This is a genomic window from Glaciimonas soli (assembly GCF_009497155.1).
Classification (GTDB): domain Bacteria; phylum Pseudomonadota; class Gammaproteobacteria; order Burkholderiales; family Burkholderiaceae_D; genus Glaciimonas; species Glaciimonas soli.
Map to the genome: position 1 here is coordinate 71,828 of NZ_WINI01000006.1, position 19,732 is coordinate 91,559.

A 19,732-nucleotide genomic window follows, 5' to 3' on the forward strand; every position below is an offset into this window, starting at 1 on the left:
CCCGAAAATACTTTCGGGCTTTTTTTATTTCTCTCGGTTACGTCTGATGAAGAGTTATCTCTCCGAAATTGCATCTACCACGCACAAAGCAGTCATGTTCACAATCCGACGTACCGTTGCCGATGGCGTCAAAATGTGGACAGGTTTGGCGCAGCCTAGCAAAATAGGGCCGACGGCAATACCGTTGCCGGAAGTCGTCTTAAGCAAGTTGTAAGCAATATTGGCCGCGTCAATATTAGGCATGACAACCAGGTTGGCATCGGCTTTCAGCGCTGAATCCGGCATCACTTTTTTCAGCAAGCTGTAATCCAATGCCGCATCACCGTGCATTTCACCGTCAACTTCGAGATCGGGAGCCAACTTTTGTACCAACGCCAATGCTTTACGCATTTTTTGCGCTGAAGCGCTGTTGCTGGTGCCGAAATTTGAATGCGACAGCAAGGCTGCGCGTGGTTTCAAACCAAAACGCTGCATTTCTTCCGCTGCCAACACCGTGATTTCGGCCAGTTCTTCCGCTGTTGGATTTTCGTTGACGTGAGTATCGACAATCACCAATTGGCGGTTCGACATGATCAACGCATTCATCGCTGCATACACACCAACGCCGTCACGACGTCCCAGTACTTTATCAATGTAATTCAAATGCAAATCGGTGGTGCCATACGTTCCGCAGATCATGCCGTCAGCATGGCCTTTATGAATCGCCATTGAACCGATCAAGGTATGACGGCGACGCATTTCCAGTTTGGCGTATTGCTCAGTCACGCCAAGACGCTTAGTCATTTGCAGGAAGGTTTGCCAGTAATCGCGATAGCGATCATCGTGCTCTGGGTTGATGACTTCAAAATCAACGCCCATTTTTAAACGCAAACCAAAACGCTCGATGCGTTGCTGTAGCACTGCTGGACGACCAACCAAAATAGGTTTGGCTAAATCTTCATCCACTACAATCTGCACTGCTCGCAATACGCGCTCTTCTTCGCCTTCGGCAAAGACGATGCGTTTTTTATCTGCAGGAGTTTTCTTGGCGATCTGGAACATCGGACGCATGAACGTACCGCTGTGATAAACGAATTGTTGCAACTTATCGATATAGGCTTGCATGTCCTGAATCGGACGCGATGCGACACCCGATGCTTCAGCCGCTTTGGCCACTGCCGGTGCGATCTTGATCATCAAACGTGGATCGAACGGCTTCGGAATAATGTATTCCGGGCCGAACGACATATTTGCTACGCCATAAGTCGCGGCCACCACATCGGATTGCTCGGCTTGCGCCAATTCTGCAATCGCATGCACCACCGCAATTTCCATCTCACGCGTGATAGTGGTCGCGCCACAATCCAGAGCGCCACGGAAAATGTAAGGGAAACACAATACGTTGTTAACCTGGTTAGGATAATCCGAACGGCCAGTGGCCATGATGGCGTCGTCTCGTACTTCTTTGACGTCCTCCGGCAAAATTTCCGGATTCGGATTCGCCAAGGCCAAAATCAAAGGCTTCGCCGCCATCACTTTGACCATATCTTGTTTCAAGACACCGCCAGCGGACAAGCCGAGGAAAATGTCCGCACCCGGCATCAGCTCTGTCAATTTGCGGGCATCGGTTTTGCGGGCAAAGCGTAGCTTGTCCGGATCCATCAATTCGGTACGACCTTCGTACACCACACCAGCCAAGTCGGTAACGAAAATATTTTCAATCGGGAAGCCAAGATCGACGATCAAATCGAGACAAGCCAACGCCGCAGCGCCAGCGCCTGACACCACCATCTTGCAATTTTTAATGTCTTTACCAACGATTTTCAAACCATTCAAAATCGCGGCGCCAACAATGATCGCGGTACCGTGCTGATCATCGTGGAATACAGGAATTTTCATCCGGTCACGCAATTTTCGTTCGATTTCAAAACACTCCGGTGCTTTGATATCTTCCAGATTAATACCGCCAAACGTCGGTTCCAGCGAGGCGATGATATCGCACAGTTTTTCTGGGTCGGTTTCGTTGATTTCGATATCGAAGACGTCGATACCGGCGAATTTTTTGAAGAGAACGCCCTTACCTTCCATCACCGGCTTCGATGCCAGCGGACCTATATTGCCCAGACCGAGCACCGCCGTACCGTTGGTAATCACTGCGACCAGATTGCCGCGGGCGGTATAACGAAAAGCGTTGAGCGGATCGGCAACGATTTCTTCACAAGCTGCCGCTACACCCGGCGAATAGGCCAGTGCCAGATCACGCTGAGTAGTCAGGGTCTTGGTGGCAGTTACGCTGATTTTGCCGGGAACCGGGAACTCATGATACTCAAGCGCGGCCTGCCGCAATTGTTGGCGTAGCTCTTCTTTTTTGTCGATCATGTTATCCATTGCTGCTGTCTCCAATCCTGCTATATCTATGTGTGAAAGGACAATTTTAGCAGACAGCGCAATAGCATTTATGCATATTCAGTATGAGAACTATACGATGGGCAATAGAGCTGAGATCCGCCTCATCCTGATGCACCTCGAATAAATGCCGAGTAGCAATGAATTATCGCCTCCACAACCTCCACAGTTTCGATTAAAGCAACTTCGCAAGAATTACTCTTCACATATGATGAAGGAAATAACTATTGAATTAATAAAATCAATCAATTTGTTTTATCGATAAATAATATCTATCATTCTAGCCTTAGTGATCGCCAAACAAAATCACTCTTCCCGCGATTAAATTTTTTAGGAGAATTTCCATGGCTAGCCAAAACACCCCATCCGTCACCATTACCAACCTCGAATCCGCTTTCGCTGGCGAATCCATGGCGCATATCAAATATCGCTATTTCGCCAAATTGGCCCGTGAAGCAGGTGCCGATGATGTGGCAAAAATCTTTGAAGACACCGCTGATCAAGAAGTCATGCACGCTTTTGGCCACCTTGACCTGCTCTATCCAAAAGCACAACTGACGCCAGCCAAGTCGCTGGAAATTGCTATCGAAGGCGAAACTTACGAGTACACAGAGATGTATCCGAAATTCCGTCATCTGGCAGTGGAAGAAGGCAACCAGGCTGCAGTAGCAGAGTTCGACGAGCAAATCGCCGAATCAAAAGAACATGCAGAGAACTTCAAGCGCACATTGGAAAAAGCAGCGAAGCGTTTTGCCGCATTGGCCAAAGTTGAAGAGCGCCATGCGAATCACTATCGTGACGCTTTGGAAGCACTGAACGCAGGCTAATCTGTAAGGATTTATGCATCCTGGCGACTGAAACTTAACACACTGAATTACACAAAATTTCTGAAGGAATAAGCATGAAACAATATCAATGTATCGTATGCGGTTTTATTTACGACGAAGCAATCGGGATGCCAGATGAAGGTATCGCGGCTGGCACAAAATGGACTGATATCCCAGAAGATTGGGAATGTCCAGATTGCGGCGTTGCCAAAGCAGACTTTGAAATGGTTGAAATTTAAGGTAAGCAATAGCACGTAATTGATTTGAAAAATATCACTGTCATCCTTGCGAACGTGGGGATGACGATGTCATTTCAAAATGACAAGTTGACCTTACTTGAGCCAGTTTGAATGTAACATTGCGCATTATTTTTAAAGAAGACAGCATTATGAAACCTATCATCATCATCGGCGCCGGTATGGCCGCTTACACTTTGGCGCGGGAACTGCGAAAGCTGGATAAAGTCACCCCTTTATTAATTGTGACCGAAGACGAAGGCGGCTCTTATTCCAAACCGATGCTGTCCAATGCGTTTGCACAAAAGAAAAGTGCGTCGCAATTGATTAATCAGAATGCGATGCAAATGGCGGAACAACTGCAAGCCAGTGTATTAACCGGCATCCGCGTTAACAATATCGATACCGTCGCCAAAACGCTGACCACCAGCACCGGCGTTTTCGAATACGAAAAATTGGTATTGGCGGTCGGTGCACAAACTATCCGTTTGAACATTGCAGGTGATGCCAGCGATACAGTGCTGTCAGTTAACCACATCGCCGATTACGCCACTTTCCGCGAAAAATTATTGCCCGATCAACGTGCGTCTGCACGCGTGGTCATACTCGGCGCAGGTCTGATTGGTTGTGAGTTTGCCGACGATCTGACTGCACATGGTCATGCTGTCACGCTGGTTGACCCAAATGCATTACCGCTGGCAGCGCTGGCTCCCCCAGCATTGTCGGAAGGGTTGCAACAAGCACTGAGCGCACGAGGCATAGTACTGAAGCTAGGCACAACAGCAACCAGCATCAACCACATCGACGGCGCATTAGAAGTCACGTTAGCCAACGGCGAAATCGTAGAAACCGATCTGGTGCTTTCTGCAGTCGGGCTGCGTCCGGATGTGCGATTGGCACAAGCGGCGCAATTGAATACCAATCGCGGCATATTAGTCGACGCACATGGCCGTACCAGCGCTGAGGATGTGTACGCACTGGGCGACTGTGCCGAATATTTGCTCGACGGCGAAGGCCGTACCGGCGCGCTACCTTATATTGCACCGATCATGAGCGCCGCCCGTGCCATCGCTAAAACATTAAACGGCGAGCACACTGCGATCGACTTAAAAGACGCGCCAGTCATCGTCAAAACACCAAGTTACCCACTGGCGTTAGTTCCGCCGCCACGTCATGCTCTCGAAGGTGGTCGCTGGGAAACCGAACACGATGGCGCTCGGACCATATGTCGCTTCATTGATGCTGCAGGCACTATGGTTGGTTTTGGCGTTGCGCCGCAAGAAACCAAAATCCGCCAGGCGTTGATGGCGGAATTGGGGGCGGTGGTAGCGTAACCACGTCATCTACGTCATTTTGCTTTGCGAATATTTCGCAAGTTCGTATAACTGTTTAGAACAGTTATACCGACTTACTTACAATAAATCGATACCGAATCGTCGCAATAATAAAGCGTAAAAATAAAACACAACTACGGTAAAAAGAATGCAAAGAACGAGCGACAAAACAAAGCTCATTCTTTGTATCAAGTACGGAAAAAGTAAAAACATCGGCAACGTAGGAATGACGTACCAGAACGTGTAGTACGCATGGTTACTCACTTTTTCGATAGGCTGCTTTTCCACATACAACCAAATTAAAGTGAGAATGGTCACCAGTGGTAGCGAAGCCACCAACGAGCCTAGCCGATCACTGCGCTTGGCCAGCTCGCTCACAAACACGACGACACCTGCGGTTAAAAGATACTTCATGACGACATAAGGTACGTTCATTTATTTATCTCTCTCATGTCTGATGTGCACTTATACAATCTCCGCAATCAACTCCACAATCTCCACGCCATACGTCTCCAGTTTCTTTTCTCCGACACCACTGACACCGCGCAAATCAGCTAATGACGACGGTTGCGCTTTAGCGATTTCACGCATGGTGGCGTCATGGAAAATTACATATGCAGGGACATTGTGTTTGCGCGCCGTTTCAACACGCCACCAGCGGAGTTTGTCGAAGATGGCTTGCTCTTCTTTCGACAAATCGGATTCAACATAGCCTTTAGGTTTGCTGGTACTGGCGCGTTTTTGTTTAATTGGTTTTTGATACTGTCGCAACTGGATTGCTTGCTCTCCACGCAATACCGGTTTTGCCGTATCGGTGAGTTTCAGCGCGCTATAAGCGTCGTGATCCACGCTAACTAAACCCAACGCGATGGTTTGCCGCAAAATCGCCCGCCATTCTGCTTCGCTGCGATCACTGCCTATGCCGAAGGTGGACAACTGCTCATGGCGCCATTGCTTCACTTTATCGGAGTCTATACCGCGCAAGACATCCATCACGTGCATCGCACCGAAGCGTTGATCAACGCGATAAATGGCAGACAATAATTTTTGGACAACGACCGTACCATCAAACGTCATAGGTGGCGTCATGCACGTATCGCAGTTGCCGCAACGATCGGCATCCTGTCCGAAATAATCCAGCAACCGAACCCGACGACAATCCAGCGTTTCGCACAGACCCAGCATTGCATCTAACTTGACGCCCAAAACCCTTTTGAATACTTCGCCAGCCTCGGATTCATCGATCATGCGACGCTGTTGTACCACATCCTGCAAACCATAAGCCATCCAGGCATTTGCTGGCGCACCGTCACGACCGGCACGACCAGTTTCCTGATAATAACCTTCAATACTTTTTGGCAAATCCAAATGCGCAACAAAGCGCACATCGGGTTTATCGATACCCATGCCGAATGCAATCGTCGCCACCATGACGATACTATCCTCGCGCAGAAACCGCCCTTGATGTTTGGTGCGCGTAGCGTAATCCATGCCCGCGTGATAGGGCAATGCCTGTACACCCTGCTGATTTAAAAACTCCGCCGTTTCTTCAACTTTTTTACGCGACAAGCAATAGACGATACCGGCATCACCGACATGTTCCGCCTGAATGAAATCGAGTAACTGTTTGCGGCCATTGGCCTTTTCGACGATTTGATAACGAATGTTGGGACGATCAAATGAAGAAACGAATTTCGCACCGTCTTCCAGCTGCAAACGCAGGGCGATTTCTTCCCGTGTCTGATGGTCTGCTGTGGCCGTCAACGCAATACGCGGCACATTGGGAAAGCGTTCGTGCAATATCGACAGCTTGATATATTCCGGACGGAAATCATGTCCCCATTGCGAAACGCAGTGTGCTTCGTCAATCGCAAACAGGGCAATCTTTGAGGCTTCCAACAACTCCAGACAACGTGGGGTCAGCAAGCGCTCTGGTGCGACGTAGACCAAATCCAGATCGCCATTACGCACCTTGCGTTCGATCTGCGATGCTTCTTCATAGGTTTGCGTGGAATTCAGAAATGCCGCACGTACCCCGACCTCTGCCAGCGCATCAACCTGATCCTGCATCAGGGCGATCAGCGGCGACACCACCACACCAACACCATCGCGCAATAAAGCAGGGATTTGATAACACAAGGATTTACCGCCTCCGGTCGGCATCAACACCAGTGCATCACCGCCACTCGCAACGTGATCGACGATCTCTGCTTGCTGACCGCGAAACGAGGGATAACCGAAGACGGTTTGCAGGATGTGGAGTGCTTCCGGATTTACTTGATGGGGCATTGAATGGGGGCTGAGCCGATACTGAAAACGTTGGATGGGTCGAATATTTAATATATGCAGCGATACCCATCAATCACTATTTATCGAACGATGGGTATCGCTGCGCTCCACCTATACTACATCGCTCTAAAGTAAGGCAGCGTAGTCAGTTTAATAAAAATTACCTCAATCCAATCTGCGTCGCCCCCGCGAACGCGGGGATCCACCTTACGTTTGACATGGATTCCCGCGTTCGCGGGAACGACGGATTTTAAAATTGATTACGTTCGATCACTTAATGCAAGATGCCTTTGCTTACCATCACCAATACAAACACACCAAACGCGATGCGATAAACAATAAACGGCCAGGTCGAGAATTTTTCGAGGAATTTCATCAAACCCCAAATCGCGGCAAAAGCCGAGATGCTGGCAACTGCCAAACCAAACAGCAACAACATCCATGCATCAGTCGGCATTTGTATATGGAACAAATGCCACAACTCTTTCAGACCCGCCAAAGTAATCGCTGGCAAACCCAGCAAGAAAGCAAAGCGCGCAGCTTCCTCACGTTTGAAGCCCAAAAATAGCGCGGCTGTTAAAGTTGCACCGGAACGCGACACGCCCGGAATCAATGCGCCAACCTGAGCAATACCAACGATCAAAGCATCCGGTAATTTCATCTGTTCGACGGTGCGCTTATGTTTGGCAGTGAATTCCGCAATCAACAACAGCAACGCTAAACCGATGCTGGAATAGCCGATGACGTTCAGTGCCCGCAACGGTGAATTACACGCATTGAGCACTGGCGCTAACGCCAAACCGAAAATCCCGATTGGGATAGTAGCGAGAATGATGGCAATACCGAGGCGGAATGACGGATCTTTATAATCACGTCGACGCAGCGCGGCAGTACCGCCGACCGCAACCTGACGCACGTCTTTCCAAAAATAAGTGATCACCGCAATTAATGCCGCCAATTGCATCGCCGCCGAAAATGCCGAGCCTGGATCACGCCAGCCCAACACCGCCGGGATAACGCGCATATGTGCGGTAGAAGAAATCGGCAGCAACTCGGAAATCCCTTGAATCACGCCAAGAATAGCGACCTGTGCGTAATCGAGTGAAGCAAAGCCGGTATCTAGGCCTGCGGAACAAACATTTGCCAAACTATTCTCCTGTTAAATGTAAATTGATGTAAAGTCCTTCGCCCACCTGTGGGAGAAAGAGAGTCTTATTTCTGCGGCTCAAACGTCACTACTAATTTATCTGACTGAGTCACGATCTTAGTCGGTAAAAATGATACGCCAGCAAAACGCAAGTCATCTGGCTTGAACGTATACAACGGTACTCGCTGCAATAATTCACCGACCAATGCGCTGCCAATTTGTGCCGTCTGTCCGCTGTAGGCTTTATCCATGCCATCTAATGCCAATTTCTCTACCCGCGCATCATTAAGTACCACTGCATTGTGCGCAGTGTCCAAGCCCAACACACCCGAAACAAGCATCTTCCCGGGCCATGACTTATTGAGTAGAGGAAACCCCATCGTGACATCCAGGTCAATAAGCAAACGCTCATTTTGCCCAGATGTATGGCCGTCGTCGGCTGAAAATGCCAGTTGCGCATGATTAGCGGTCACATCGATCAGGCCGAAATAACGTTTGGAAAATGGTAAGCGCTTATCCAACGACTGCTGTAATTTAGCCACAGGAAATACCACGTCGCGCGGACCTATCATACCGGCACAAGAGCTCAATAAAACAGCACTGATTAAAGCAATAACGACTAACCATTTTGATTTCAATTTATGTCCTTTAGCAAAACTTATGCTGCAGTCAACTGCTCAAGACGCACCAGATATTGCATGGCAAATGCATCCGACTGACCGCACATCTCTAGCGATGCTTGCAAACTACCACATACCTTTGGCCGCTCCGGCTGCCCAAAAATGCGGCAATTATTCACATCATCCAACTGCACGCAACGCACGCCCGCAGGCTTGCCATTTGGCATTCCCGGGATCGGTGAGGAGATAGACGGCGCAATACAGCATGCGCCGCAACCTTGGCGGCAGGAGGTTGGCGTAGAACTCATACTCTATGCAATCTTTTGTTTATCCATTTTGCGAGGCGCCATTTTACCTGTAAACCATAGGTCTTCTTGATTCGATGTCAGCAATACAAGCGACATGCCAAAGGATAGCCAATTTATTTACTCAGTCCGATCTGTATCCATCTTTGCTTATTTCTTTGCTAGCTAATCGCCGATAGTGTGTGCCTGAGTGCGAGTCTGCCGTCGCGGGTTGACTGGAAAACAATGTCAATGCTCGAAAACCGCACGCGGGTAACGCCCCGGCCGGCGCAATATCGGGCCAAGGACTCCGTGCCGCACGCGAGGACAATTTTGCCAACGTGATATGGGCGCGAAATGGCCGCCGTTCGGCCAGAAATCCGGCGGCGACTGCCAATGCCTCCATCCGGCTCGCCAAATCGCGCAGCGACGGTGGCATCGCCAGCAGCAACACCAACACGTGCGAGCCGTGTGTCGAACGCCAATACGTTCCGCCATTCACATCCACGGCGGGCAAATTTTCACTTGCCGCAAGCAACGCATCGGCAATTTGCACACGTTGGACATCTGTTGTGACTCCCAAAAAACGTAACGTGACGTGCAAATCTGAACGCGCTATCCAACGTATGCCCGACTCACTATGTTTGCCTGTACCGTGTATACGGTGCTGTAAATCGATCAGCGCATCCAAGATTTCATCATCGGGCTCAAGCCCGATAAAACATCGCTGAAGTATCGCGTGTGGCTGCGTCATGTTGCTTTTCTCCTGGGTTATTGAATACTGGCGGAGGGATGACCATCGTTAAAATGCAATTATCAACAAAAAGTTATCCACTTGGATTCAAAGCCAATAAAACAATAAATTCCATAAAGACAATATGCTTCGTTTGTCCGTTTAAAGCGGCAAGACACGTCTATTTGCATGATTTTGCCAGCTAACCGCATTTTAATTGCCATGAACAAGCATCAGCATCACCTTAAGTACAGAAAACCCTTAGTCAATTTGATAGAATGAGCCCTTTTATTCGCCACCAAGTATTTTCTAGCACAATCAGGAACGTCACCATGAACAACGAACAAGTCGAACAAGCAATCGAACAAACCCGTTTTAATATGATCGAGCAGCAAATCCGCCCTTGGAATGTGCTGGATTTAGATGTTCTCGAATTACTCACGGTGGTGAAGCGTGAAGCGTTCGTCCCTGCTGCATACAAAAGCCTGGCCTTTATGGATACCGAAATCCCTTTGTCAGATAAAGAAGTGATGCTCTCCCCAAAAGTCGAAGCACGCTTGCTACAAGAAGCTGCCGTGAAAAAACATGAAAACGTGCTGGAAATCGGCGCCGGTTCTGGCTATATGGCGGCATTGCTCAGCCACAAAGCACGCCACGTTGTTACCGTTGAAATTGACCCAGCATTAAAAGCAATGGCCGAAAAGAATCTGCAGGCGTACGGCATCAGCAACGTGGAAGTCGTGGAAGGCAATGGCGCACAAGGCTGGACGGCCGGAAAAGACATTAAAGACGCAGCCTATGATGTTATTGTCATTTCAGGTTCGCTGTCGTCATTACCGGAAACTTTCAAACAACAACTGAAAGTCGGTGGACGAATTATCGCCATCATCGGTGAAGCGCCAGTCATGACTGCACAAAAAATTACGCGCACTTCGGAAGCAACTTACGAAACGCTGAATTTGTTTGAAACCAGTGCCACGCCACTGCGCGAAGCTGCCGTACATTCACATTTTAAATTCTGATCGACTCTCGCCATGCAACATGTCACAGCGCAAGAACTGGCCGCATGGATCGCCGATCCTGCGCGCCCTACCCCGCTACTGCTGGATGTTCGTGAGCCTTCGGAATATGAGAAATGTCATATTCCCAACGCCAAGTTGATCCCGATGCAAACCATTCCTGAGCGCATCAATGAACTGGAAGAAGATCAAGAGATCATTTGCATATGCCATCACGGCGCACGAAGCATGTCAGTAGCCGCCTTTTTAGAGCGCAATCAGTTCGCACGCGTGATCAATCTGACTGGTGGTGTTCATGCCTGGGCACAACAGGTTGATCCCAGTATGCCGACGTATTAATTGTTAATTAATAATCTCTAAGTTAATCGTTAAGTTAATCATTAAGCGTAAGCGCGGAGAACCGGATGCGCAATTGTCGTAAGTTTCAAATGGCGCTCGCCATCGCTTCTACTGCTTTTGTGTTACCCGTTCATGCGCTTGATCTGATGCAAACCTATCAAGAAGCGTTGGCGCATGATGCGATTTATACCAGTGCGCGCTACTCTCTTGAAGCTGGTCGTGAGGCCAGCGTGCAAGGCCGCGCAGGTTTGTTGCCGCGAATTGGCTTTGGCGGAACTTACAATCGTGCGAATGATGAAAGCTCTGGCTGGAGCGCTACTCTTAAAAATTATTCATTACAACTGACTCAGCCTTTATTTCGCCCCGCCAACTGGGAACAATATGAGCAGAGCAAATTGTCAGTCGCCGGCAGTGATGCCCAATTTGCCCAGGCACAGCAGGATTTGATGTTGCGCGTCAGTCAGGCTTACTTCGATGTGTTATCAGCGCAAGATGCATTGGCATTTTTAAAGGCGCAAGAAGGTGCGATTAGCGAGCAACTCGCTTCCGCCAAACGCAATTTTGACGTCGGCACAGCTACCATCACCGATACCAACGAAGCACAAGCTAGTTATGACCTGGTGATCGCGCAACAAATTGCCGCCGCTAATAACTTGGAAGTGGCACGTAGCACTTTGCAAAAAATAATTGGCCGTGCGCCTGCGCCACTATCCACCTTGCGCGCCGGTGTCAAATTAAATGCGCCGGAGCCGCCTCAGATATCTGCCTGGGAAAACAGCGCAGAACAACAAAACCCCAGCGTAGTTGCCCAACAGATTGCACTGGAATCAGCCAAACATGAGATTAAGCGCGTTCGCGCCGGTCATTTACCGACACTCGATTTAGTCGCCGGGCGCGGCCTTAACAGCACCAAGGGTACCCCGATTTTCTATGAAAACATCAGCCAATGGTCCAATTCCATTGGGGTACAATGGAATATCCCCTTGTACTCCGGTGGCTCGGTCAATAGCGAGGTACGGCAAGCCGTATCGCTAGAAGACAAAGCCCGCTCTGATCTCGACAATGCGCAGCAAACTGCCGCGCTAAACGCCCGCCAGGCTTTTCTTGGCGTAAATAGTGGGTTGGCACAAGTAAAAGCTTATGAGACGGCAGAAGTTTCCAGCCTATCCTCGCTTGATGCCAATAAGCTTGGCTATCAGGTAGGTGTGCGTATCAATATCGATGTGCTCAACGCCCAGCAGCAATTATTTTCCACCCGTCAAAATTTAGCCAAGGCACGTTACGATACGCTAATGAGTGGTTTGAAATTGAAAGCCGCCGCTGGGACGTTGAAAGAAGAAGATTTGCAGCTAGTTAACTTGTTGTTGGTGCCAGCAGTCAACTAAACTTTATGCCAACTACGCGCCGGGCAGAAATAAATTGCCATTTATACTTTGTGCAATTGCGGCGCGTTCTTGAGCATATAAATACACAGATCAACTAAACGTTCTGTATGCGCGCCAAGATCAAAACTTTCTGGTTTGAATAACCAATTATCCAGAAATCCTGAAAGCAGTGCCTGCACCGACACCGCAGCCAACTCAGTGTCCAAATTACGCGGCAGTTGCCCTTTTGCGACTGCGAAACGCAATATTCGCTGGATATTTACCCGCCCCTGTATAAAACATTCCTGCTGGCGCATATAAATCGGCTCGGTCGGATCAACAAATTCGCATTTGTTTAAGATAATGCCAAAAACCTTACGCATCTGCGGGTTGTGCACTGCCTCTTCCAGCGCAAATAAACACCAGGTACGAAATTGCCCCAATGGATCTATCGCGCTTTCGTCGACACTATTGGTGATTAAGGCTTCCATCGGCAAACGAAATTGTTCACACATGGCATCAAATAAATCGCCCTTGTTTTTGAAATGCCAATAAATCGCTCCGCGCGTTACCTCTGCCGCAGCGGCAACGTCGGCTAACGACGTTTGCGACACGCCACGCGCATGAAACACGTCCACGGCAGCATCCAAAATGCGGCCACGGGTTTCTAATGCTTCTTCTTTAGTACTTCTTGCCATGCCAAAGCTCTCGCTATATCGGTTACCCGACTCAATGATGTTTACTTAGGGCATTATATGCGTGCAGCGCAATAAAATTCCCCAAGAGAGATACATACATTCACGGATGTATGTATAATACCACGAATATGCAGCACCTTAGCCAAAAGAAACTATGTCATTGCAAATGCAACATAGTGATTATTTAGTTATCCTATGCGTTTTGCCGTGGTTGTAATTTGTTTAGTAATCCCAGTTCCCGTCTCTTCAGCAAACAGCGTTCTGCATTAGCCGCCAAGTGTATGACACAGGCGGCCTTTTATTAAATCAACGTGCGAGAATTTTATGAATTCAGTCAGCTCCAGCTCATCCCGATACCTAATGAATCCAATGAATCGTTTCACGCGCATCGCCATCGCGGTTGCCCTATTATCCGCTGTTGCCGCCTGTGGCAAAAAAACTGATGCCGCTCATGGCGCACCACCGCCACCAGAAGTGTCGATCGTTAGCATCGCACCAGAGCGTCTGGCTCTCAGCACCGAATTGCCTGGCCGCACATCAGCAACGCGTAATGCCGTTATCCTGGCGCGCGTTGCCGGTGTTGTTCAGAAACGCACATTCGTCGAAGGTAGCGATGTCAAAGCTGGCCAAGTGCTATATCGCATTGATCCTGCTCCACTACAAGCCGCTTTCGACAGCGCAAAAGCAGCCGTCGCAAAAGCTGAAGCGACTCTGACGCAAACTACTTTGCAAGCACAACGCTATAAACCGCTGGTCGAAGCAACGGCAATCAGCAAGCAGGATTATGACAATGCAGTTGCCGCGCAATTGCAAGCAGCAGCGGATCTGGCCACGGCAAAAGCGGCGCGTCAAACCGCCAGCATCAATCTTGGTTATGCCACAGTTACCTCCCCTATTTCTGGCCGTATTGGCGCAGCATTAGTGACAGAAGGCGCGCTAGTTGGTCAAGGCGAAGCAACGCAATTGGCGGTGGTACAAACCATTGATCCGATTTACGTCGACATCACGCAATCCAGTACGGATCTACTCAAATTGGAACAAGCGTTACGTACCGGACAATTGCAAAGTGCCAACCAAAGCAAAGTGTCGCTGATTTTGGAAACCGGACAAGTTTATCCACAAACTGGCCGATTGCTATTCGCCAACCAAACGGTTGACCCTAGTACTGGTGCAGTAACCATCCGCGCAGAATTCCCTAATCCTACCCACACGCTGCTGCCTGGCATGTATGTACGCGCAAAACTGGAGCAAGGTGTCAATGATCAAGCGATCACCGTGCCACAACAAGCCGTGCAACGCGATACCAATGGCACCTCAGTATTTGTGGTCGGCGCGGACAACAAAGTCGAAATACGCCCAATCAAAGCAGACACGGCGGAAGGTCAATCATGGATCGTCACAGATGGTTTAAAAACAGGTGACAAAGTCGTAGTGGAAGGCGTGCAGAAAATCAAACCCGGTGCAACCGTGAAAACTGTGCAGTGGCAAAAAGCAGCTTCAGCGGAAGGTCAGCCAGTGGCTGCAACTGCTGCAGCGACAGATAAAGCCACCACTTCCGCAGCAGCAAGTGCCAGTTCGGCGGCCGCATCTGCGTCGGCAAAAACCACCTCTACAGCAAACTAAGGAGTTCCCATATGGGAAAGTTTTTTATTGATCGCCCCATTTTTGCGTGGGTGCTCGCTATTTTTATTCTGCTGGGCGGGATACTGTCAATCACGCAGCTGCCCGTCGCCCAATACCCAACCATTGCGCCGCCGGCCATTGTCATTAATGCCGTCTATCCTGGTGCCAACGCAACCACACTGCGAGACAGCGTCACCACGCTGATTGAACAACAGTTGAATGGCGCTGATGGATTGCAATACATCCAATCGCAGAGCCAGGGCGACGGCACGGTGGCAATTACCGCCACCTTCTCCCCTAGCACTAATCCAGATTTGGCATCGGTGGATGTACAAAATCGTTTAAAAGTGATTGAAGCGCAACTGCCGGCAGTGGTCACCCAAAACGGTATCTCCGTCACCAAATCAACGAATAATTTCTTGTTGTTCATCGGCTTGAGCTCAAGTGATGGTTCACTCGGTCCGATCGCATTGGGTGATTATTTATCACGTAACGTCATCAATGAGATCAAACGTGTGCCGGGCGTTGGTAATGCCTTGCTGTTTGGTACGCAACACGCCATGCGGATCTGGATTGATCCAGCTAAATTGGTTGGACTCAACCTGTCACCAGCAGACGTCAATGCCGCGATTCAATCGCAAAATGCACTGGTGGCTGGCGGTACGATAGGTGATTTACCTAACCTGCCAAACCAGCAAATCTCTGCCACGGTCGTCGTCAATGGTCAACTAACGAGCGTCAAGGAATTCGGCAATATTCAATTGCGCGCAAATCCTGATGGCTCCATCGTACGTCTGCGCGACGTCGCAAGAATTGAACTCGGCGGCCAATCGTATGCAACGTCAGGCCGTCTCGATGGCAATCCAACTTCGTTCATCGGCGTACAACTTTCGCCGTCTGCCAATGCGTTGAGCACCGCAACAGCGATCCACGCGAAGATGGAAGAGTTATCCAAATACTTCCCTGCTGGCGTGAAATTCACGATTCCTTACGACACCTCGAAATTCGTTAAAATTTCGATTGAGGAAGTAGTTAAAACATTGCTGGAAGCGATCGTGCTGGTGTTCCTGGTCATGTATCTGTTCTTGCAAAATATTCGCTACACCATCATTCCTACCATCGTCGTGCCAGTGGCGTTGATGGGTACTTTCGCGGGCATGTTGATCTTCGGATTCTCGATCAACGTGTTGACCATGTTTGGTATGGTGCTGGCGATTGGTATTCTGGTCGATGATGCGATCGTGGTGGTGGAAAACGTCGAACGCATCATGGCGCAAGAAGGTTTGTCGCCACGTGATGCAACCCGTAAAGCGATGGGACAAATTACCGGTGCGATTATCGGTATCACTTTAGTCTTGGTTGCCGTATTTATTCCGATGGCATTCTTCGGCGGCGCCGTGGGTGCGATTTATCGTCAATTTTCGATTTCCATGAGTCTGTCGATTGCGTTCTCCGCGTTCCTCGCATTGACGTTAACACCAGCATTGTGCGCCACCATCTTGAAGCCAATTCCTCAAGGACATCACGAAGAGAAGAAAGGATTCTTCGGTTGGTTTAATCGCAAATTTGATGTCACTGCAAAAGGCTACCAGGGTTTCATTGCAACCATGCTGAAAAAAGCTGGTCGCTACATGATCGTGTACGGCTTGATCGTGCTTTGCGTCGGTTGGCTATATACCCGCTTACCTTCTTCATTCCTACCGAATGAAGATCAAGGCTACATCATCACCAACGTGCAATTACCTGCAGGTGCAAGTACCAATCGCACGCTGGATGTGGTGCAACAGATCGAAACCTATTTCAAGAAAACACCGGGTGTAGAACACGTTGTTTCCATCTTGGGTTTCAGCTTTTCTGGTAGTGGTCAAAATGCGGCGTTAGTGTTCGTTCCATTGAAAGACTGGAAAGAACGGCGCGACCCATCCATGTCGGCGGATTCCATCGCTGGCAAAGCGTTCGGTGCATTTATGGGTATCAAAGATGCGATTATTTATCCATTGAACCCACCACCGATTCCTGAATTGGGTAATGCCACCGGTTTCGATTTCCGTCTGCAAGATCGTGCCAACCTTGGTAACGACGCTTTAGTGGCCGCACGAAATCAACTGCTTGGCATGGCCGCAAAAAGTCCAATACTAGCTGGCGTGCGTCCTACAGGTTTGGAAGATACGCCGCAGTTGCAACTTGACATCGACCGCGATAAAGCCAATGCGCTAGGCGTTTCGTTCGATTCCATTAATAGCACTCTGTCGACAGCACTCGGCTCGGCCTTCGTCAATAACTTCCCGAGTCAAGGTCTGCAACAGCGTGTGATCGTTCAGGCTGATGCAGCGCAGCGTATGCAACCAGAAGATTTGTTCAAACTGTATGCGAAAAATTCAGCTGGCAACATGGTTCCATTTTCTTCCTTCACGTCATCGAAATGGATTAAAGCACCAGTGCAACTGACCAGTTACAACGGCTATCCTGCCATGGTCATTAATGGTGGTGCGGCACCCGGGCACAGCACCGGTGAAGCGATGGATGAAATGGAAAACTTCATGACCAAGTTACCACCTGGTTTCGGTTTCGAATGGACTGGTCAGTCATTGGAAGAAAAAACTTCTGGCTCGCAAGCACCACTGCTTTATGCATTGTCATTGGTTGCCGTATTCCTGGTGTTGGCTGCGCTATATGAAAGTACTTCTATCCCGCTGGCTGTGATGCTGGTGGTACCTCTGGGTATCTTGGGCGCGTTGTTAGGCGTCACTTTGCGCGGCATGTCCGATGACGTTTACTTCAAAGTCGGGATGATTGCGGTGGTTGGTTTGTCGGCCAAAAATGCGATTCTGATTATTGAATTTGCCAAAGACTTGCAAGCGCAAGGGATGGGCTTAATCGAAGCAACTTTGGAAGCTGTCCATCTACGGTTCCGTCCTATCATCATGACCTCGATGGCGTTTATTCTGGGTGTATTGCCACTGGTACTTGCCAGCGGCGCAGGTTCGGCTAGTCAACGCGCTATCGGTACCGGCGTGATGGGCGGGATGATCACGGCTACTGTCCTGGCGGTATTCCTGGTGCCGATCTTCTTCGTCGTGGTACGTCACATATTTAAAGGCAGCAAACCAAAGATAGCTCCTGCCGACCCAAAAACAGATGCGGAGAATGAGCATGCTTGATTTTTCAAAACCCATTATCACACCACGTTTTGCGCCCCGCTATCTGGTGGGCGCTCTACTGGTCGCCGGCGTGCTATCGGGTTGTTCAATGGCACCAAAATATGAACGACCTGCGGCACCAATCGCTAGTGCCTATCCTGTTGAATCGGCTCAATCAGACACTGCTGCGCTGGGCTGGCGTCAATTCTTCCCGGACCAGCGCTTGCAAGCGTTGATCCAGGCAGCGTTGGACAACAATCGTGATCTGCGTACTGCTGCGCTCAATATTCAAGCTGCGAGAGCACAGTACGGCATTACAGCGGCCGATGCCTATCCAAACTTTAATGCCGGTTTCGGTGCGACCAAAGGCCGCACACCTGCCGATCAGTCCCCTACAGGACAGTCTTTTGTTGGCACAAGTTATACCGTAGGCCTGAACATGGCATCGTACGAGCTAGATTTTTTTGGCCGCGTACGTAGCTTGAAAGACGCAGCACTCGCCAATTATTTGTCTACCGAAGAAGCGCGTCAGACGGCGCAAATTTCGTTGGTATCACAAGTGGCGCAAGCTTATTTGGCTGAGCAAGCGTATGCCGAACAGCAGGAATTGGCACAGCAAACGCTAGATAGTCGATTACAAGACTACAAGCTCATCAAAATGCGCTTTGATGTCGGCGCATCTTCGGGCCTGGATTTACGTTCGTCAGAAACCTTAGTGCAATCGGCGCGTGTAGCGTTGTCCACCTTGGTCAGACAGCGCGGTCAAGCGACCGATGCATTGACTTTGCTGGTTGGCAAACCTATCGGGGAATTAGGTGACTTACCTGCAGCTCAAACACTGGCTTCACAACAGATTGTCACCGACATTCCAGCTGGCTTGCCGTCCGATTTGCTGTTGCGTCGTCCTGACATTCGTTCAGCGGAACAACAACTACTGGCCGCTAATGCCAACATCGGTGTGGCACGAGCTGCATTCTTCCCAAGCATCTCGCTCACGGCAGGCATTGGCAATTCGAGTCTCGCACTAGGTGATCTGTTTTCAGCCGGCAGTCGTAGCTGGTCGTTTGCACCACAAATTACTTTGCCGATTTTCGAAGGCGGACGTAATCGTGCCAATCTGACTTTGTCGGAAGTACGTAAGAATATTGCGATTGCCAACTACGAAAAAACCATCCAGACCGCATTCAGTGAAGTCGCCGATGCACTAGTCGCACGCGGCCCATTGAACGATCAACTGGTTGCGCAAGAAGCCTATTTGAAAGCGCAAGAAGGCGTCGTTGCATTAACCGACCTGCAGTATAAAAATGGCATTGCCAGTTCGAACGACATTCGCACTGCACAACGCGATTTATTTGTCGCACAGCAAGCATTAATACAAACCCGTCAATTACGTTTGAATAATGCGATTGATTTATATAGTGCGTTAGGTGGTGGATTGAATGAAGTGACGCAGAAAACTAATTGATTTATAAATAGTAATTTCCTACCGGAAAAATAAAGCCGCAACGTTGTTTTGTTGCGGCTTTATTTATTGTGTAACTCCAATGATACAAATAAAATTCTATTTATACCAATATAAACGATTCAGCACCTAAAACATTTCTTACCGGAAAAACAAAATTGCAATTTTGAATTGTTGCGATTTTATTTATTGTGTAACTTCAGTGATACAAATAAAATACTATTTTTAGCGA

At 49.1% G+C, this 19,732-nt stretch carries 17 protein-coding genes; 9 read left to right on the forward strand and 8 right to left on the reverse strand.

Annotated features, from left to right (window positions below; translation table 11 throughout):
• Positions 1–54: 54 nt before the first annotated feature.
• Positions 55–2,367 (reverse strand): NADP-dependent malic enzyme, encoded by a 2,313-nt coding sequence (locus tag GEV47_RS11500; protein WP_153234919.1) that lies wholly within the window; start codon positions 2,365–2,367, stop codon positions 55–57.
• A gap of 362 nt (positions 2,368–2,729) precedes the next feature.
• On the opposite strand from GEV47_RS11500, the gene GEV47_RS11505 reads away from it, so the two are divergent.
• The 3 genes from GEV47_RS11505 (at position 2,730) to GEV47_RS11515 (ending at position 4,782) form a co-directional block, all read left to right on the forward strand.
• Positions 2,730–3,212: a rubrerythrin family protein gene (locus GEV47_RS11505; RefSeq protein WP_153234920.1), complete on the forward strand. Its 483-nt coding sequence runs from the start codon at positions 2,730–2,732 to the stop codon at positions 3,210–3,212.
• A gap of 74 nt (positions 3,213–3,286) precedes the next feature.
• Positions 3,287–3,451, forward strand: a complete 165-nt coding sequence (locus GEV47_RS11510) for a rubredoxin (protein ID WP_153234921.1) — start codon at positions 3,287–3,289, stop codon at positions 3,449–3,451.
• 149 nt (positions 3,452–3,600) lie between these two features.
• Entirely contained in the window at positions 3,601–4,782 is a 1,182-nt protein-coding gene (locus GEV47_RS11515; RefSeq protein ID WP_153234922.1) for an NAD(P)/FAD-dependent oxidoreductase, read from the forward strand.
• Positions 4,783–4,860: 78 nt separating this feature from the next.
• On the opposite strand, the gene GEV47_RS11520 is transcribed toward GEV47_RS11515, so the two are convergent.
• The 6 genes from GEV47_RS11520 to thpR form a co-directional block, all read right to left on the reverse strand.
• On the reverse strand, positions 4,861–5,217 hold the full coding sequence (locus GEV47_RS11520; protein WP_153234923.1) for a DUF3147 family protein: 357 nt from the start codon (positions 5,215–5,217) through the stop codon (positions 4,861–4,863).
• Between the two features lie 30 nt (positions 5,218–5,247).
• Positions 5,248–7,071: a DNA helicase RecQ gene (recQ, locus tag GEV47_RS11525; protein WP_153234924.1), complete on the reverse strand. Its 1,824-nt coding sequence runs from the start codon at positions 7,069–7,071 to the stop codon at positions 5,248–5,250.
• 274 nt (positions 7,072–7,345) lie between these two features.
• Positions 7,346–8,218 (reverse strand): undecaprenyl-diphosphate phosphatase, encoded by an 873-nt coding sequence (locus GEV47_RS11530; protein ID WP_153234925.1) that lies wholly within the window; start codon positions 8,216–8,218, stop codon positions 7,346–7,348.
• Between the two features lie 65 nt (positions 8,219–8,283).
• On the reverse strand, positions 8,284–8,856 hold the full coding sequence (locus GEV47_RS11535; RefSeq protein ID WP_153234926.1) for a DUF1439 domain-containing protein: 573 nt from the start codon (positions 8,854–8,856) through the stop codon (positions 8,284–8,286).
• A gap of 20 nt (positions 8,857–8,876) precedes the next feature.
• Positions 8,877–9,146: a YkgJ family cysteine cluster protein gene (locus GEV47_RS11540; protein WP_153234927.1), complete on the reverse strand. Its 270-nt coding sequence runs from the start codon at positions 9,144–9,146 to the stop codon at positions 8,877–8,879.
• 121 nt (positions 9,147–9,267) lie between these two features.
• Complete coding sequence (thpR, locus tag GEV47_RS11545) at positions 9,268–9,876, reverse strand: RNA 2',3'-cyclic phosphodiesterase (protein ID WP_153234928.1); 609 nt, start codon at positions 9,874–9,876, stop codon at positions 9,268–9,270.
• A gap of 311 nt (positions 9,877–10,187) precedes the next feature.
• On the opposite strand from thpR, the gene GEV47_RS11550 reads away from it, so the two are divergent.
• The 3 genes from GEV47_RS11550 to GEV47_RS11560 all read left to right on the forward strand — a co-directional run bounded on the left by GEV47_RS11550 (position 10,188) and on the right by GEV47_RS11560 (position 12,598).
• A complete protein-coding gene (locus GEV47_RS11550; RefSeq protein WP_153234929.1) occupies positions 10,188–10,877 on the forward strand; it encodes a protein-L-isoaspartate O-methyltransferase family protein in 690 nt (229 codons plus the stop codon).
• 12 nt (positions 10,878–10,889) lie between these two features.
• On the forward strand, positions 10,890–11,213 hold the full coding sequence (locus GEV47_RS11555; RefSeq protein WP_153234930.1) for a rhodanese-like domain-containing protein: 324 nt from the start codon (positions 10,890–10,892) through the stop codon (positions 11,211–11,213).
• A gap of 65 nt (positions 11,214–11,278) precedes the next feature.
• Positions 11,279–12,598, forward strand: coding sequence for a TolC family outer membrane protein (locus tag GEV47_RS11560; RefSeq protein ID WP_407646236.1), 1,320 nt, complete (start codon positions 11,279–11,281; stop codon positions 12,596–12,598).
• Positions 12,599–12,639: 41 nt separating this feature from the next.
• Here GEV47_RS11560 and GEV47_RS11565 read toward each other — a convergent pair whose 3' ends face one another.
• On the reverse strand, positions 12,640–13,275 hold the full coding sequence (locus GEV47_RS11565; protein ID WP_153234931.1) for a TetR family transcriptional regulator: 636 nt from the start codon (positions 13,273–13,275) through the stop codon (positions 12,640–12,642).
• A 360-nt stretch (positions 13,276–13,635) separates the two neighbouring features.
• Here GEV47_RS11565 and GEV47_RS11570 point away from each other — a divergent pair, with 360 nt between their 5' ends.
• The 3 genes from GEV47_RS11570 to GEV47_RS11580 are packed head-to-tail and all read left to right on the forward strand — an operon-like array spanning position 13,636 to position 19,503.
• Complete coding sequence (locus GEV47_RS11570) at positions 13,636–14,898, forward strand: efflux RND transporter periplasmic adaptor subunit (RefSeq protein ID WP_153234932.1); 1,263 nt, start codon at positions 13,636–13,638, stop codon at positions 14,896–14,898.
• Between the two features lie 11 nt (positions 14,899–14,909).
• On the forward strand, positions 14,910–18,059 hold the full coding sequence (locus GEV47_RS11575; RefSeq protein WP_153234933.1) for an efflux RND transporter permease subunit: 3,150 nt from the start codon (positions 14,910–14,912) through the stop codon (positions 18,057–18,059).
• Positions 18,052–19,503: an efflux transporter outer membrane subunit gene (locus GEV47_RS11580; RefSeq protein WP_153234934.1), complete on the forward strand. Its 1,452-nt coding sequence runs from the start codon at positions 18,052–18,054 to the stop codon at positions 19,501–19,503. Before GEV47_RS11575 ends, GEV47_RS11580 begins: the two co-directional genes overlap by 8 nt.
• Positions 19,504–19,732 lie beyond the last annotated feature (229 nt).

Excerpts from the sequence above, each read along its gene's own strand:
- GEV47_RS11575 (WP_153234933.1), top strand. The coding sequence starts at position 14,910 with ATGGGAAAGTTTTTTATTGATCGCCCCATTTTTGCGTGGGTGCTCGCT.
- GEV47_RS11520 (WP_153234923.1), bottom strand. The coding sequence starts at position 5,217 with ATGAACGTACCTTATGTCGTCATGAAGTATCTTTTAACCGCAGGTGTC.
- GEV47_RS11505 (WP_153234920.1), top strand. The coding sequence starts at position 2,730 with ATGGCTAGCCAAAACACCCCATCCGTCACCATTACCAACCTCGAATCC.
- GEV47_RS11570 (WP_153234932.1), top strand. The coding sequence starts at position 13,636 with ATGAATCCAATGAATCGTTTCACGCGCATCGCCATCGCGGTTGCCCTA.
- GEV47_RS11540 (WP_153234927.1), bottom strand. The coding sequence starts at position 9,146 with ATGAGTTCTACGCCAACCTCCTGCCGCCAAGGTTGCGGCGCATGCTGT.
- GEV47_RS11515 (WP_153234922.1), top strand. The coding sequence starts at position 3,601 with ATGAAACCTATCATCATCATCGGCGCCGGTATGGCCGCTTACACTTTG.
- GEV47_RS11560 (WP_407646236.1), top strand. The coding sequence starts at position 11,279 with ATGCGCAATTGTCGTAAGTTTCAAATGGCGCTCGCCATCGCTTCTACT.
- GEV47_RS11500 (WP_153234919.1), bottom strand. The coding sequence starts at position 2,367 with ATGGATAACATGATCGACAAAAAAGAAGAGCTACGCCAACAATTGCGG.
- GEV47_RS11550 (WP_153234929.1), top strand. The coding sequence starts at position 10,188 with ATGAACAACGAACAAGTCGAACAAGCAATCGAACAAACCCGTTTTAAT.
- recQ (WP_153234924.1), bottom strand. The coding sequence starts at position 7,071 with ATGCCCCATCAAGTAAATCCGGAAGCACTCCACATCCTGCAAACCGTC.
- GEV47_RS11510 (WP_153234921.1), top strand. The coding sequence starts at position 3,287 with ATGAAACAATATCAATGTATCGTATGCGGTTTTATTTACGACGAAGCA.
- GEV47_RS11580 (WP_153234934.1), top strand. The coding sequence starts at position 18,052 with ATGCTTGATTTTTCAAAACCCATTATCACACCACGTTTTGCGCCCCGC.
- GEV47_RS11555 (WP_153234930.1), top strand. The coding sequence starts at position 10,890 with ATGCAACATGTCACAGCGCAAGAACTGGCCGCATGGATCGCCGATCCT.
- GEV47_RS11565 (WP_153234931.1), bottom strand. The coding sequence starts at position 13,275 with ATGGCAAGAAGTACTAAAGAAGAAGCATTAGAAACCCGTGGCCGCATT.
- thpR (WP_153234928.1), bottom strand. The coding sequence starts at position 9,876 with ATGACGCAGCCACACGCGATACTTCAGCGATGTTTTATCGGGCTTGAG.